This is a genomic window from Gordonia sp. AC31 (assembly GCF_031844505.1).
Classification (GTDB): domain Bacteria; phylum Actinomycetota; class Actinomycetes; order Mycobacteriales; family Mycobacteriaceae; genus Gordonia; species Gordonia hongkongensis.
In genome coordinates this window covers 252,451-267,010 of record NZ_JAUZVK010000004.1, presented here as the reverse complement: position 1 = coordinate 267,010, position 14,560 = coordinate 252,451, and the positions used below count along the sequence as shown (strand labels likewise).

Genomic DNA, 14,560 nt, shown 5'->3' with positions numbered 1-14,560 from the left:
TCATTCGCGCGCAGATTCCGTACATTCACCAGCTGAAGGAGCGACACATGGCCCTGCTCACCATCGGTGACCAGTTCCCTGCCTACAACCTCACCGCCGTCATCGGTGGCGACCTCAGCAAGGTCAATGCCCAGCAGCCCGACGACTACTTCACCACCGTGTCGTCCGACGATCACCCCGGTCAGTGGCGCGTCGTGTTCTTCTGGCCGAAGGACTTCACCTTCGTGTGCCCGACCGAGATCGCCGCGTTCGGCAAGCTGAACGACGAGTTCGCCGACCGCGACACCCAGGTGCTCGGCGCCTCGGTGGACAACGAGTTCGTCCACTTCCAGTGGCGCGCACAGCACGAGGACCTCAAGACCCTCCCGTTCCCGATGCTGAGCGACCTCAAGCGCGAACTCGCCACCGCCGCAGGCGTTCTCAATGCCGACGGCGTCGCCGACCGCGCCACCTTCATCATCGACCCGAACAACGAGATCCAGTTCGTGTCGGTCACCGCGGGCTCCGTGGGCCGCAACGTCGACGAGGTCCTGCGCGTCCTCGACGCACTGCAGTCCGACGAACTGTGCGCCTGCAACTGGAAGAAGGGTGACCCGACGATCGACGCCGGCGAGCTCATGACGGCCGGCGTCTGAGAGGAGAACAGATGAGCATCGACAACCTGAAGGAAGCACTTCCCGAGTACGCCAAAGACCTCAAGCTCAACCTCGGTTCGATCAGCCGCACCACCGCGCTGACCGAGGAGCAGCTCTGGGGAACCCTGCTGTCGACCGCTGCCGCCACGCGAAACGCCAAGGTGCTCAGCGAGATCGCCGACGAGGCCGCCGACACGCTGTCCGCCGAGGCCTACAACGCCGCGCTCGGCGCCGCGTCGATCATGGGGATGAACAACGTGTTCTACCGGGGTCGCGGCTTCCTCGACGGCAAGTACGACGACCTGCGTCCGGGCCTGCGAATGAACATCATCGGCAACCCCGGCGTCGACAAGGCCGTTTTCGAGCTGTGGTCGTTCGCGGTGTCCTCGATCAATGGCTGCGGTCATTGCGTCGCCGCGCACGAGAACACCCTGCGCGAGGCCGGCGTCGACCGTGAGGCGATCCTCGAGGCGCTCAAGGTCGCGTCGATCGTCAGCGGTGTCGCCCAGGCGATCGCGACCACCGAGGTGCTCGCCAACGCCTGATCCGTCGCATGTGAGACGACGACGGGGCCCGGCTGCGCTACGCAGCCGGGCCCCTTCGTGACGCGCCCTCCGCAAGCTCCATGCGCTCCTCAGGGAGCAGAACGAGACGCGCCCTCCGCAAGCTCCAGGCGCTCCTCAGGGAGCAGCACGAACGGGCGCCCCAGGGTCAGCTCAGCGCCGCGCGCATCCGGTCGGCGAGTTCGCCGACCTCGGCGGTCGTCATCACGAACGCGGGCGAGATCTGCAGCGCCCCTTGACCTGCGGCCCGGGTGCTCACCCCGTGTTCGCGCAGCTTGACCACCGTCGCCGGGGCCGTCGCGGGGTCGGCCAGCTGTACCGCGGTGACCGCGCCGAGTCCGGTCCGGACCTCGGCGACCGTGTCGAGGTCGGCGAGCGGCGACAGCGCGGCGGCGAGGTCGCCCTCGAGCCGTGTCGCCTCGGCGAGCAGGTTCTCTCGCCGGATGATCTCGAGGTTCGCGAGGGCCGCCGCCGCCGCGCCCGCGTGGCCGCCGTAGGTGTACCCGTGCCGCCACCAGACGCCACCGGCGAAGAACGGCTCGGCGATCCGCGGTGCGATGAACACCGCGCCCATCGGGACATACCCCGAGGTGAGCCCCTTGGCGGTGGTGATCATGTCCGGTTCGAGGCCGAATCGTGCGGAGGCGAACCAGGATTCGCCGCCGATGCGGCCGAAGCCGGTGACGACCTCGTCGACGACGAAGAGGATGTCGTGGTCGCGGCAGATGCCCCGCACCTCGGCGAGGTAGCCCTCCGGCGGGAGATAGATGCCGCCGGCCCCGATGATGGGCTCGCAGAAGAACGCGGCGATGTTGTCGGCGCCCACGCGCTCGATGAGACCGAGCAGGCTCTTCGCGTCGTCCCAGTCGACGTTCTGGACGTCGTGCATGAGTTCGCCGTAGCCGTCGTGGTTGAGCGGGATGCCCGCCAGCGAAGTACCCGCGGCATGCATCCCGTGATAGGCCTTGGTGCGGCTGACGACGACCCGCTTGGACTCGCGTCCCTGTTCCACCCAGTAGCGGCGGGCGAGTTTGACCGCAGTGTCGATGGAGTCGCTGCCGCCGGAGGTGAAGAAGATCTTCGATCCGGGTACCGGCGCGATGGCGCCGAGCTCCTCGGCGAGCCGCAGGGTGACGTCGCTCGCGAAGTCACCGAAGTTGGAGTAGTGCGCGAGGGTGCCGAGCTGGCGCGCGACGGCATCGGCGATCTCGGTCCGGCCGTGCCCGACGTTGGTGAACCACAGTCCGGCGGTCGCATCCAGGTAGGAGTTGCCGTCGCGGTCGAAGATCCGCGCACCCTCTCCCCTGGTCACGACGAACGGCCCGCTCGCGGTCACCGCACCCATGTCGGCGAAACCGTGCCATAACGATCCAGTACCAGTGCTCGAACCATCAGCCATGGCCCCATGATGCCGGTCCACGCGGCCCACGCGGCCACTGGGGTGAACCGGCCTCGGCGCTTCCCCATATCCTGGAGTGATCATGTCGGCCCCGTCCTCGTCACCTGACCCGTCCCCGTCTCCACCGGACACCGCTGCATCGGACATCCCCCGCTCGGATCTGCTCCGCGCACTCGACGACCTGGGCCTCGTCGACGCCGACCGGTTGCGTCGTCGCATCGATCGGCTCGCCGCGCGCCCGGATGCCGCGAAGTGGCGACAGTTGGTCGCCGATGTCGACAAGGCACGCGCCCGTCTCGACCGGCGGCGCGCGACCGTGCCGTTTCTGCGCTTCCCCGACGAACTACCGGTCTCCGCCGCACGCGACGAGATCGCCGAGGCGATCCGCAACCACCAGGTCGTGGTCGTCGCGGGCGAGACCGGCTCGGGCAAGACCACCCAGCTCCCCAAGATCTGCCTCGAACTCGGGCGTGGCATCCGCGGGTCGATCGGGCACACCCAGCCCCGGCGCATCGCCGCGAGCTCGGTCGCCAAGCGCATCGCCGACGAGACCGACACCGAACTCGGCGACGCGGTGGGCTACTCCGTCCGGTTCACCGACCGGTCGGGCGCCGACACCCTCGTCCGGGTCATGACCGACGGCATCCTGCTCCGCGAGATCGCCACCGACCCCATGCTGCGCCGCTACGACACCCTCATCATCGACGAGGCCCACGAGCGCAGCCTCAACATCGATTTCATCCTCGGCTATCTGCGCCGCCTGCTGCCCCGACGCCCCGATCTGAAGGTGATCATCACCTCGGCGACGATCGAACCGGCGCGCTTCGCACGGCATTTCAGCACGCCGAAGACCTCGGTCCCGGTCATCGAGGTATCCGGACGCACCTATCCGGTCGAGATCCGGTACCGACCGCTGAGCCTGCAGGAACGCCCCGACGACGGGGACGACGCCGGCGGCGGCGAACATGCCGACCTCGACCAGATCCAGGGCATCGACGCCGCCGTCGACGAACTGTGGGCCGGTGGCCGCGGCGACATCCTCGTGTTCCTGCCCACCGAACGGGACATCCGAGAGACCGCCGAGGCGCTCCGTCGACGAACCGGCGGCAGCAAGGGTCCCGGTGCCGAGATCGTGCCGCTCTATGCGCGACTGTCGATCGCCGAGCAGCAGAAGGTGTTCTCCCCCTCCGACGGACGCCGGATCGTGCTGGCGACCAACGTCGCCGAAACGTCGGTGACCGTGCCCGGCATCCGCTACGTCATCGACACCGGCACCGCCCGTATCAGTCGGTACTCGACCAGGACCAAGGTCAATCGTCTTCCCATCGAACCGGTCTCACAGGCCAGTGCCCGGCAGCGGGCCGGTCGATGCGGTCGTGTCGCCCCGGGCGTCTGCATCCGTCTCTACAGCGAGAACGACTTCGACTCCCGGCCGGCCTTCACCGACCCGGAGATCCTGCGCACCAACCTCGCGGCGGTCATCCTCCAGATGACCTCGCTGAAACTGGGTGAGATCGCCGAGTTCCCGTTCGTCCAGCCGCCCGACGACCGCGCGATCCGCGACGGTATGGGTGTTCTCACCGAACTCGGCGCCATCACCGTCCCGCGCGAGGGCGGGCCCCCGCGACTGACCCCGATCGGCCGGTCGATGTCGCGGATCCCGGTCGATCCCCGGGTCGCCCGGATGCTCATCGCCGGACACGAACTGGGTTGTCTCGACCACCTTCTCGTGATCGCCGCCGCGATGTCGCTCCCCGATCCACGGGAACGGCCGGCCGAGCACCGGGAGGCCGCCGACGCCCAGCACCGGCGCTTCGTCGTCCCGCAGTCGGACTTCCTGTCCTACGTGGAGCTGTGGCGGTACCTCGGCGACCAGCGCAAGGAGTTGTCCGGCAGCCGCTTTCGGCGCATGTGTGAGCGCGAGTACCTCCACTTCCTGCGCATCCGGGAGTGGCAGGACCTCCACCGGCAGCTGACCGATATCGTCAAGGACCTCGACTGGTCGGTCGCGCCCACCGAACTCGACGCGGACGCCGTCCACCGATCCATCCTGTCCGGGTTGCTCAGCAACATCGCCGCCCGCAACACCGAGGGCCGCGAGTTCACCGGTGCGCGCAACACCACGCTGATGATCTTCCCCGCCTCTCCGCTCGCCAAGAAGCCACCCGCCTTCATCATGGCGGCCGAGGTCCTCGAGACGTCGCGCCTGTTCGCCCACACCGTCGCCGGGATCGATCCGCTGTGGGCCGAGAAACTCGCCGGGGATCTGGTGAAGCGCACCCACAGCGAGCCGCACTGGTCGGCGAAACGCGGAGCGGCGATGGCCTACGAACGCGTGACCCTCTACGGGGTCCCGCTCGTCGCCCGCCGGCGCGTCGACTACGGCCCCATCGACCCGGTGGTCTCCCGGGAGCTGTTCATCCGGCACGCTCTCGTCGAGGGCGATTGGCGGACGCAGCACGCCTTCTTCGACCGCAATCGCACGCTTCTCGAGGCCGCCTCGGACGTCGAGAACCGCACGCGCACCCGGGGTCTCGTGATCACCGAGGACCAGCTCTTCGAGTTCTACGACCAGCGGCTACCGGCCGAGGTCACCTCGGCCCGGCACTTCGACACCTGGTGGAAGAAGGCCCGCCGGGCCGAACCGGATCTGCTGGATCTGCGCCCCGAGGACGTCACGGGAGGCACCGACGTCGCCCCCACGGACTATCCCGGCGCCTGGCAGCAGGGCGACACCCGACTCGAACTGCGCTACCGGTTCGAACCGGGCGCACCCGACGACGGCGTCACCGTCGTGATCCCGCAGGCACTGCTACCCCATGTCCGACCGGCCGGCTTCGACTGGTCGGTCCCGGGCATGCGCGCCGAACTGGCCACCGCACTGGTCAAGTCGCTGCCGAAACAGCTCCGCAAGAGCATGTCGCCCGCGCAGCGGTTCGCCGAACTCGCGCTCGGCCGGCTCACCCCGCGCAAGGAGCCGCTGGCCACCGGGCTGGCCCGCGAGCTCTCGGCGATCACCGGGATGCGGGTGACCGCGGGCGATTTCGACACCGACCGGGTACCGCCGCACCTGCGCATGCATTTCGCGGTGGCCGACGACTCCGGGCGGATCGTCGCCCGCGCCGACTCGTTGCCCGAACTCCAGCAGACCGGAACGCCCGCGGCGCCGAAGACGGTGTCGCGCACCCTGTATCGGACCTGGACCGCAGACGGGATCGGTTCGCTCGCCGAGCAGACGACGGTCGATGTCGCGGGGCAGCGGCTGACCCGGTACCCGACGATCGACGTGGTCTCCGACGAGAAGGGCCACGCGCGGGGCGTCGTCGTCGTCGATGCGGCGAGCCCCGAGACACGGGACCGCCTCCTGCGACGCGGGATCGTCGCCCTCCTCGACCTCGCGATACCTCCGCTGCACAAGCGGATCGCCGGCTCGCTGAGTCCGGTCGAACGACTCGCCCTGAGCCAGAGCCCGTACTCGACCATCGAGGCACTGCTCGCCGACTGCACCCGCCGGGCGACCCGGGACACGGTCGCCGACATCGACGACGCAGAGCTCGCCGCGGTTCGCTCACCGCAGTCCTTCTCGGCGCTGCTCGAACAGATCCGGCCACGGGTCGCCGCGGCCGCACCGGACTACTTCTCGCTGGCCGTCGCGGCCCTCGAACGGATGGCCCCGCTGCGGGCGGCGATCGACCGGCACGCCGGTTCGCTGGCTGCCGACGACGTCGCCGAACAGGTCGCCCACCTCGTGTTCGATGGATTCGTGGCGGCCACCGCGCGACGCCACCTGGAGAATCTGCCGCGCTATCTCGACGGCGCGCAAGCACGTCTGGAGGCACTACCCGCGTCCGCGGCACGCGACCAGGCCGGGGTGGCCGCCGTCGATCGCGCCGTCGAACGGTGGGCCCAGCGCATCGAACAGGTACCCGAGCACCGGCGGGCGGTGGTCGACGACGAAGCGCAGTGGCTCGTCGAGGAGTTGCGCGTGGGGCTGTTCGCCCAGCGTCTCGGTACCGCGTTCCCGGTGTCGGAGAAACGGGTCCTACGAGCTCTGGACCGACTCGGCTGACACGGGTTCGGCGAGCGCGCTCCCGGTACCCGATGCCGCCTTCAGGTCGTCGATCTCGCGCTGGAAGTCCTCCACCGAGTCGAACGACCGGTACACCGAGGCGAAGCGCAGATACGCCACCTCGTCGAGATCGCGGAGCGGACCCAGGATGGCGAGTCCGACCTCGTTGCTGGGGATCTCGGCCGATCCACTGGCGCGCACCGTGTCCTCGACCTGCTGGGCGAGTTGCGCGAGCGCGTCCTCGGCGACGTGGCGGCCCTGACAGGCTCGCCGCACGCCGCGCATGACCTTCTCCCGGCTGAACGGTTCGGTCACGCCGTTGCGTTTGACCACCGCGAGCACGGCGCTCTCCACGGTCGAGAACCGGCGACCGCACTCCACACAGGAGCGACGGCGGCGGATGGCCTGCCCTTCATCTGCGACACGCGAGTCGATGACCTTGGTGTCGTCGTTCTTGCAGAAGGGGCAGCGCATCGTGTCCTCACGCAGGTCGCGGGACGCTGGAACGCACCCGAAGCGTGCGCCCCGCCGCTTGTCGGCCGGCCCCTGTGACATCGAGGATACCGCCCGGCCTCAGCGGTACCGGGGGGTGAGCAGGGGCTGGCCCACCTGCAGCGCGCTCGACCCCAGATCGTTCATCGCGACGATCTCGTCGATCACGACCTCGCGCGGCATCTCGGGTGCCACCCGGCCGGCGATCGAGCTGAGCGAGTCCCCCGAGCGCACGTGGACGACCTCGGCACTCACGGCGGACGGGGTCAGCGAGTCCGAGTAGTTCTGGCCCACGACACCGAACACCCACACGACGAACGCCAGCCCGACGCCGGCGAGGAGCGCGACCGCGGTGCGGCGGCGGCGACGGAACACCGCCGCGTCGGGTCCGACCGGGCCACGCCCGCGCACCCCGACCGAAGAGCCACAGTGGGTACCGCCCACCCGCGGGGTCACCGGCGACGCACCCCGCGGTCGGGTGCCGGCCGGCCGGTTGTCTACCGGGCGGCCGCCGTCGGACAGCGGGGCGCGCGTCCGGACCCGATCGGCGCGGTCGGTGGGGGGCCGGACAGCGTCGGGACGGTCGGTGCGGACGGGAGCGACGAGAGTGGCGGTGCGCATGGTGCCCTCCGGTGTTCTGGTGTCTGGATCGTGCGGGGTGTGGCGGTCGGTGTTCGAACATCGATCAGATGTTCGATGCACTGATGTTCGAATTTGTAGCACGACGTCCCGACAAAGTCTCGCGACACATCGAACAAATGTTTGAGGTGCCGGTCGCACTCCGCTAGGCTCGGACCCGGCGCAAGCCATCTACCAGCACGTTCCGAAGACGAGAGGAACCGAACATGAGTGACACCGGCGATAGGCGCGGCCGAGCGCGGGGCGCCGACGACGAGGCCCCGTTCGACGCCGCCGCCGCCGAGGCCTCACTCACCCCGCGACAGGCCGGGGTCCTGGAGGTGATCCGCCGCTCGGTGCGCGAGCGCGGTTATCCGCCGAGCATCCGGGAGATCGGCGACGAGGTCGGCCTGGCCTCGACGTCGTCGGTGGCCCATCAGTTGCGGACGCTGGAACGCAAGGGGCTGCTCAAGCGCGACGCGAACCGTCCCCGTGCGGTCAACATCGCCCCGAGTGACACCCCGTCGCCGGACACCCCGACGGCCGGCCAGCTTCCCGAGCCGACCTTCGTGCCGGTTCTCGGCCGTATCGCGGCCGGCGGTCCGATCCTGGCCGAGGAGGCCGTCGAGGACGTCTTCCCACTGCCCCGTGAGCTCGTCGGCGAGGGATCGCTCTTCCTGTTGCGCGTCGTCGGCGAGTCGATGATCGACGCCGCGATCTGCGACGGCGACTGGGTCGTGGTCCGGCAGCAGAACGTCGCCGACAACGGCGACATCGTCGCGGCCATGATCGACGGCGAGGCCACCGTGAAGACCTTCAAGCGTCAGGGCCCGAACGTCTGGCTCATGCCGCACAACGAACTGTTCGATCCGATCCCGGGCAACGATGCCGTCATCCTCGGCAAGGTCGTCACCGTGATGCGGCGAGTCTGACCTCTCCACCGACCGAACCGTCGAGCACCGCCGCGGCAGCCTCGCGCGCCGCGGCGGGATCCGAGGTGGCCAGGGCAGCCTCGGCGGCGGCCCGGCAGTCCGGTGCGGACACCTCGCCGAGCCGGGCCCCCACGGCCGCGGCAGCAGCCGGCGCGCTGGACAGCGAGGTGACCCCGAGACCGACGAGCACGCAGGCGAGGTTCGGATCGGCGGCGGCCTCGCCGCACACCCCGACCGGCTTTCCCTGACGTGCACCCGCTGCCGCGACACCCGCGATGAGGCTCAACACGGCCGGTTGCCACGGGTCGGTCAGTCCGGCGAGATCGGCCGACATCCGATCGGCCGCCATCGTGTACTGGGTCAGATCGTTGGTGCCGATGGATACGAAGTCCACCTCGGCGAGGACGGCTTCGGCCAGGATCGCCGCCGCGGGCACCTCGATCATCACCCCGGCGACCAGACCACGGCCGCGGACCTCGGCGGCGAAGGTGCGCGCCTCCGCCGGCGAGGCGATCATCGGCGCCATGACCCACGGCGCGACGGCCGACCCCGACGCGGCCTGCGCGATCGCGTCGAGCTGATGCGCGCGGATCTCGGGGTGCGCCAGCGCGATCCGATCGCCCCGCACGCCGAGCGCTGGGTTCGATTCGTCGGGATGGGTCACGAACCGGAGCGGTTTGTCGGACCCGGCGTCGAGGGTGCGGATGACCACCTTCTGCCCGTCGAACGCATCGAGCACCTCCCGGTAGATCGCGGCCTGCTCGTCCACCGACGGTTCGTCGGCACGCTCGAGGAACGCGAGTTCGGTGCGGAAGAGCCCGACGCCCTCGACGGGGTACCCGGCCGCGGCGCGTGCCGACGATCCGTCGGCGACGTTGGCGAGCACCGCCACGGCCACCCCGTCGGCGGTCTGCCCCGGACCGGTCCAGCCGGCGACGAGTGCGGCATGCCGCCGATCCTCGTCGACGCGAGCCCGGGCCGCCTCCGCATCGGGCTCCACCTCGATCCGCCCGGTGCTGCCGTCGACGAGAACGGTTGTGCCGGGCTCGATCTCGTCCAGGTCGGCCACCGCCACCACGCACGGGATCCCCAGCTGGCGCGCGATGATCGCGGTGTGGCTGGTCGGTCCGCCGAGGCGGGTGACGAGGGCGATGGTGCTCGTGGGGTCGAGGCCCGCGGTGTCGGCGGGCGCGAGGTCGTCGGCGAGCAGGACCGACGGCACCTCCGGAGTGGGCACACCAGGTTCGGGTAGGCCGAGCAGTTCGGCGAGGACCCGGTCGCGCACGTCGTTGAGATCGGTGACCCGCTCGGCCATCAGTCCGCCGAGCTTGGTGAACACCGCCGCGAACTGTTCGGTGGCCGCGACGGCAGCGGCCTCGGCGGGGGCGCCCTTGCCGATGAGCGCGGTCGCGGCACCGATCCAGCCGCGGTCCTCGGCCAGGCCCGCCGTCGCGGCGAGCACCTCGGCCGTCACCCCGGTGTTCTGCGACGCGCGCGTGCGCAGCCGCGCGGCGACGGCGCCGGCCGCGGTGGCGAAGCGCGTGACCTCGTCGGCGCGCCGTTCCTCGGCGATCTCCACACCGACGCCGAGCTTCTCCGGCGAGTGGTCGGGTCGCTCGCCCGGCCACAGCGCGGGACCGTGGGCCAACCCGCCGACCACCGGGGTTCCCGTCAGGATCTGCGCCATCGTCTTGCCTCTCACTCGACTACCGATGTGACCACCGTTACAAAAAGTGCTTGACTTGTCAACACAAACAGGCGTAAACACAATTACTACAACATCCAATCCCACACGCCTCAACAAGCGGGTTGGTCGAAACCGGAGATCGGAGCGGTGTGTACGCCGAGGAGAGACAACAGGCGATCGTCGACGAGGTGCGACTCGCGGGGCGGGCATCCGTGGCCGCGCTCGCCGAGAAATTCGACGTCACCAGCGAGACCGTCCGACGCGATCTCGCGGTACTGGAACGCGCCGGACATCTCCAGCGGGTCCACGGCGGCGCCGTGCGCGCCGAGATCATGCGCACCCTCGGCGAGCTCGGGATCGACGAACGGGAGTCGAGCCAGATCGAGCAGAAGACCGCGATCGGCCGGGCGGCCATCCGGTTCCTGCCGCCCGACGGCGGCTCGGTGCTCTTCGACGCCGGCACCACCACCTACCGCGCGGCCGAGGCGACCGCTCCCGATCGGAGGCTCACCCTGTTCACCAACAGCCTGCCCATCGCCGGCCTGCTCGCGGGAACCCATCCCGACGGTCTCCATGCCCTCGGCGGACGCGTACGCGGTCTCACCCAGGCGACCGTGGGCGTCGACACCGTGGACGCGCTTCGCCGACTGCGCGTGACCACCGCCTTCATCGGGACGAACGGCCTGAGCGAGGCCCACGGGTTGTCGACACCCGACCCCGACGAGGCCGCGGTCAAGGCGGCGATGGTCGCAGCCGCGCAACGGGTCGTGGTCCTTGCCGACAGCTCGAAGATGGACCGCGAGGACCTCACCTCCTTCGCCGGACTCGACGACGTCGACGTCCTCATCACCGACTCCGGGATCGACCCGGCCTATTCGGCGGCCCTGTCCGCGCGTGGCGTCGAGGTCGTGATCGCATGATCGTCACCGTCACCGCCAACCCGAGTCTCGACCGCACCCTCGAACTCGGCGCACCGCTCGCCCGCGGCGAGGTGCAGCGCGCCGGCGTGGTCCGCACCGAGCCGGGCGGCAAGGGCGTCAACGTGGCCCGGGTCGTCGCGGCCGCGGGCCTGGCCACCCGCGCACTGCTCCCGGCGCGGCCGGGCGACCCGCTGCGGGCCGCACTCGACGACCTCGCACTCCCCTACGACGCCGTGCCGGTCGACGGCGAGGTCCGGTCCAACATCACCATCGCCGAATCCGACGGGACGACCACCAAGATCAACGCACCGGGCGTCACCTTGACGGGCCCGGACCGCGAGGCGCTCGTCGGGCTGATCCGTGAGCACGCCGGCTCCGCGCAGTGGGTCACCCTCTGCGGGTCGCTGCCTCCCGGCGTCCCCGACGACTGGTACCGCTCGATCGCCGACGACCTCGTCCTCGCCGGCTGCCGGGTCGCGGTGGACACCTCGGGCGCTCCCCTCCGTGCCAGCGTCACCGGTCGCGTCGACCTGATCAAGCCCAACGAGGACGAGCTCGCCGAACTGACCGGCGCCGACCCCGGACAGCTCCGAGAAGCACTCGCGCGCAACGATCTCGGACCGGTCATCGACGCCGCTGCGACCATCGCCGAACAGATCGGGGGCAACGTCCTCGCCACCCTCGGCGCCGTCGGGGCCGTGTTGGTCACCGCATCCGGCGTGTGGTCGGCGACCCCGCCGCCGATCGTCCCGCGCAGCACCGTCGGCGCCGGCGACTCGTCACTGGCCGGCTACCTCATCGCGCAGAGCACCGGGGCCGCGCCCGCCGACTGCCTCCGGTCGGCCGTGGCGTACGGCGCGGCGGCCGCATCGCTCGCCGGCACCCAGGCCCCCACGCCCGACCACCTCGACCTCCCCGGCGTGCGGGTGACCGAACTGTCGGGAGCCGCGCGCATGACCTGACGGCACCGTCCCGGCGAGTCTCCACATCCATCCAACACCGCACCCATCCAGCACCGACTCCATCCACCATCGACCCACCCAGCACCGACCCCACTCTTTCCACCGAAGGACATCCCATGACCGAGCAGATCATCACCGCGCAGACGGTGAGTCTCGACGTCGACGCCGGCGGCGATCCCGCCGCCGTCATCACCACGCTCGCCGACGCCCTCGCCGCGGCCGGCCGGACCACCGATCCCGCCGACCTCGCGCGGGCCGCACTGGACCGAGAAGCCAAGTCCGCCACCGGACTTCCCGGCGGCATCGCCATCCCGCACGCCCGTACCGCGTCGGTGACCGCGGCCAGTCTCGCCATGGCGCGGCTGTCCCGCAAGGTCGACTTCGGCGCACCGGACGGGCCGGCCGACCTGGTCTTCCTCATCGCCGCGCCCGAGGGGGGTGCCAGTGCGCACATGAAGCTCCTCAGCTCGCTGGCCCGCTCACTCGTCCGGCCCGACTTCGTGGCCTCGCTCCGCGCGGCCGAGAACGAGGAGCGGGTCATCGAATTGGTCAACGAGGCCATCGACCCCGCGCCGCCGGCCGCGAGCACCGCCGCGCCGACCGCCACCCCGTCCACCCCTGCCCCGTCGACCACGAAACCCGAAGGTGCGCCGGCCCACCCGGACTCGGACCGGACCCCGGACCCGGGACCGGCCAAGCCGCGCATCGTCGCGATCACCGCGTGCCCGACCGGCATCGCCCACACCTACATGGCGGCCGACGCCCTGAAGTACGCCGCCGAGCGGGCCGGCGTCGAGTTCGCGGTGGAGACCCAGGGGTCCTCGGCGACCACGGCCTTCGATCCGGACGTGATCGCCTCGGCCGACGCCGTCATCTTCGCCACGGACGTCGGGGTCAAGGATCGCAACCGGTTCCGCGGCAAACCCGTCATCGCATCCGGGGTGAAGCGCGCCATCAACGAACCCGACGCCATGATCGCCGAGGCGGTCGCGGCGGGGCGCGACCCGAACGCGGCGCGCGTCACCGGCGACGGCGCGGACGCGGACGCGGCCGACTCGTCGAAGTCGGGCATCGGTCTCGCCGGCCGTACACGCCAGGCACTCATGACCGGTGTGAGCTACATGATCCCGTTCGTCGCGGCGGGCGGACTGCTCATCGCGCTCGGCTTCCTGCTCGCCGGCTACGAGGTCGCCAACACGAACCTCGACGACGGCGGCACCCTCAGCGACGGCGCGTTCATCGCCCTGAACAACAGCCTCTGGGATCTGCCGGCGGGCGGGCTGCTGCAATACCTGGGCGCGGTGAGCTTCGCGATCGGCTCGGGCGTGATGGGTCTGGCCGTACCGGTCCTCGCGGGCTACATCGCGTTCGCGATCGCCGACCGCCCCGGTATCGCACCCGGTTTCGTGGCCGGCATCGTCTCGCTCGCCGTGGGCGCCAGCTTCATCGGCGCGCTGATCGGCGGTCTCATCGCCGGCGTGGTGTGCCTGTGGATCGCGCGGACCCCGGTGCCCCAGTGGGTTCGTGGTCTCATGCCGGTCGTGGTCATCCCGCTGTTCGGCAGCATGATCGTCGGCGGACTGCTCTACATGGTCCTCGGCAAACCGCTCGCCTGGCTGACCGAGCAGATGAACAGCGGCCTCGAGAGCATGTCCGGCGGATCGGCCATCGCCCTCGGCATCGTGCTCGGCCTGATGATGTGCTTCGACCTCGGCGGACCGGTCAACAAGAGCGCGTACCTGTTCGCCACCGCCGGGATCGCCGACGCGGCAACCGCCGGACCCGCGCAATTCCAGATCATGGCGGCGGTCATGTGTGCCGGCATGGTGCCCCCGCTCGCCCTGGCTCTCGCCACCGTCGTCCGACCGGGCCTGTTCACCGAACCGGAGCGCGAGAACGGCAAGGCCGCATGGCTCCTCGGCGCGTCGTTCATCTCCGAAGGTGCCATCCCGTTCGCCGCGGTCGACCCCTTCCGGGTCATCCCGTCGATGATGGCCGGTGGTGCCCTCAGCGGTGCGCTGATCATGGCTTTCGGCGTCGAACTGCGCGCCCCGCACGGCGGCATCTTCGTCTTCTTCGCCATGAACAACTGGGTCCTGTTCCTCGTCGCGCTGGTCGCCGGTACGGTGCTGTCCGCTGTCCTGGTGGTCGCGGCCAAGCAGGTGCACCGCAGTCGCGACGCCGTCGCCTTCGACGAACTCGAGGCGGTCGCCGTCTGACACCCGATCACACGACCACCTGACATCCGGGGCGCTCCCCGGCACCGAATCGCCCGACAACCAC

At 70.3% G+C, this 14,560-nt stretch carries 11 protein-coding genes; 7 read left to right on the top strand and 4 right to left on the bottom strand.

All coding sequences use genetic code 11. From position 1 onward, the window contains the following. Positions 1–47 precede the first annotated feature (47 nt). Positions 48–635: a peroxiredoxin gene (locus tag Q9R39_RS07180; RefSeq protein WP_058250204.1), complete on the top strand. Its 588-nt coding sequence runs from the start codon at positions 48–50 to the stop codon at positions 633–635. Between the two features lie 11 nt (positions 636–646). After that, positions 647–1,180: an alkyl hydroperoxide reductase gene (locus Q9R39_RS07175; protein ID WP_058250203.1), complete on the top strand. Its 534-nt coding sequence runs from the start codon at positions 647–649 to the stop codon at positions 1,178–1,180. Positions 1,181–1,346: 166 nt separating this feature from the next. Here Q9R39_RS07175 and Q9R39_RS07170 read toward each other — a convergent pair whose 3' ends face one another. Continuing rightward, positions 1,347–2,597, bottom strand: a complete 1,251-nt coding sequence (locus Q9R39_RS07170; protein WP_311277253.1) for an aminotransferase class III-fold pyridoxal phosphate-dependent enzyme — start codon at positions 2,595–2,597, stop codon at positions 1,347–1,349. Positions 2,598–2,679: 82 nt separating this feature from the next. Here Q9R39_RS07170 and hrpA point away from each other — a divergent pair, with 82 nt between their 5' ends. After that, entirely contained in the window at positions 2,680–6,666 is a 3,987-nt protein-coding gene (hrpA, locus tag Q9R39_RS07165; protein ID WP_311277252.1) for an ATP-dependent RNA helicase HrpA, read from the top strand. On the opposite strand, the gene nrdR is transcribed toward hrpA, so the two are convergent. Beyond that, positions 6,640–7,140 (bottom strand): transcriptional regulator NrdR, encoded by a 501-nt coding sequence (nrdR, locus tag Q9R39_RS07160; protein WP_311277272.1) that lies wholly within the window; start codon positions 7,138–7,140, stop codon positions 6,640–6,642. The two genes, hrpA and nrdR, sit on opposite strands and share 27 nt — an antisense overlap. A gap of 99 nt (positions 7,141–7,239) precedes the next feature. Beyond that, positions 7,240–7,779 carry a LysM peptidoglycan-binding domain-containing protein gene (locus tag Q9R39_RS07155; RefSeq protein ID WP_311277251.1) on the bottom strand — a complete coding sequence of 180 codons (540 nt, stop codon included), beginning with the start codon at positions 7,777–7,779 and terminating at the stop codon, positions 7,240–7,242. A gap of 224 nt (positions 7,780–8,003) precedes the next feature. On the opposite strand from Q9R39_RS07155, the gene lexA reads away from it, so the two are divergent. After that, a complete protein-coding gene (lexA, locus tag Q9R39_RS07150; RefSeq protein ID WP_058250198.1) occupies positions 8,004–8,708 on the top strand; it encodes a transcriptional repressor LexA in 705 nt (234 codons plus the stop codon). On the opposite strand, the gene Q9R39_RS07145 is transcribed toward lexA, so the two are convergent. Beyond that, a complete protein-coding gene (locus Q9R39_RS07145) occupies positions 8,686–10,395 on the bottom strand; it encodes a phosphoenolpyruvate--protein phosphotransferase (protein WP_137808721.1) in 1,710 nt (569 codons plus the stop codon). The two genes, lexA and Q9R39_RS07145, sit on opposite strands and share 23 nt — an antisense overlap. 149 nt (positions 10,396–10,544) lie before the next feature. Here Q9R39_RS07145 and Q9R39_RS07140 point away from each other — a divergent pair, with 149 nt between their 5' ends. From Q9R39_RS07140 to Q9R39_RS07130, 3 genes are all read left to right on the top strand, one after another. Then, positions 10,545–11,315 (top strand): DeoR/GlpR family DNA-binding transcription regulator, encoded by a 771-nt coding sequence (locus Q9R39_RS07140; RefSeq protein ID WP_058250196.1) that lies wholly within the window; start codon positions 10,545–10,547, stop codon positions 11,313–11,315. After that, on the top strand, positions 11,312–12,277 hold the full coding sequence (locus Q9R39_RS07135; protein WP_065628914.1) for a 1-phosphofructokinase family hexose kinase: 966 nt from the start codon (positions 11,312–11,314) through the stop codon (positions 12,275–12,277). Before Q9R39_RS07140 ends, Q9R39_RS07135 begins: the two co-directional genes overlap by 4 nt. Before the next feature lie 116 nt (positions 12,278–12,393). After that, entirely contained in the window at positions 12,394–14,496 is a 2,103-nt protein-coding gene (locus tag Q9R39_RS07130) for a fructose-specific PTS transporter subunit EIIC (RefSeq protein ID WP_311277250.1), read from the top strand. Positions 14,497–14,560: the final 64 nt, after the last annotated feature.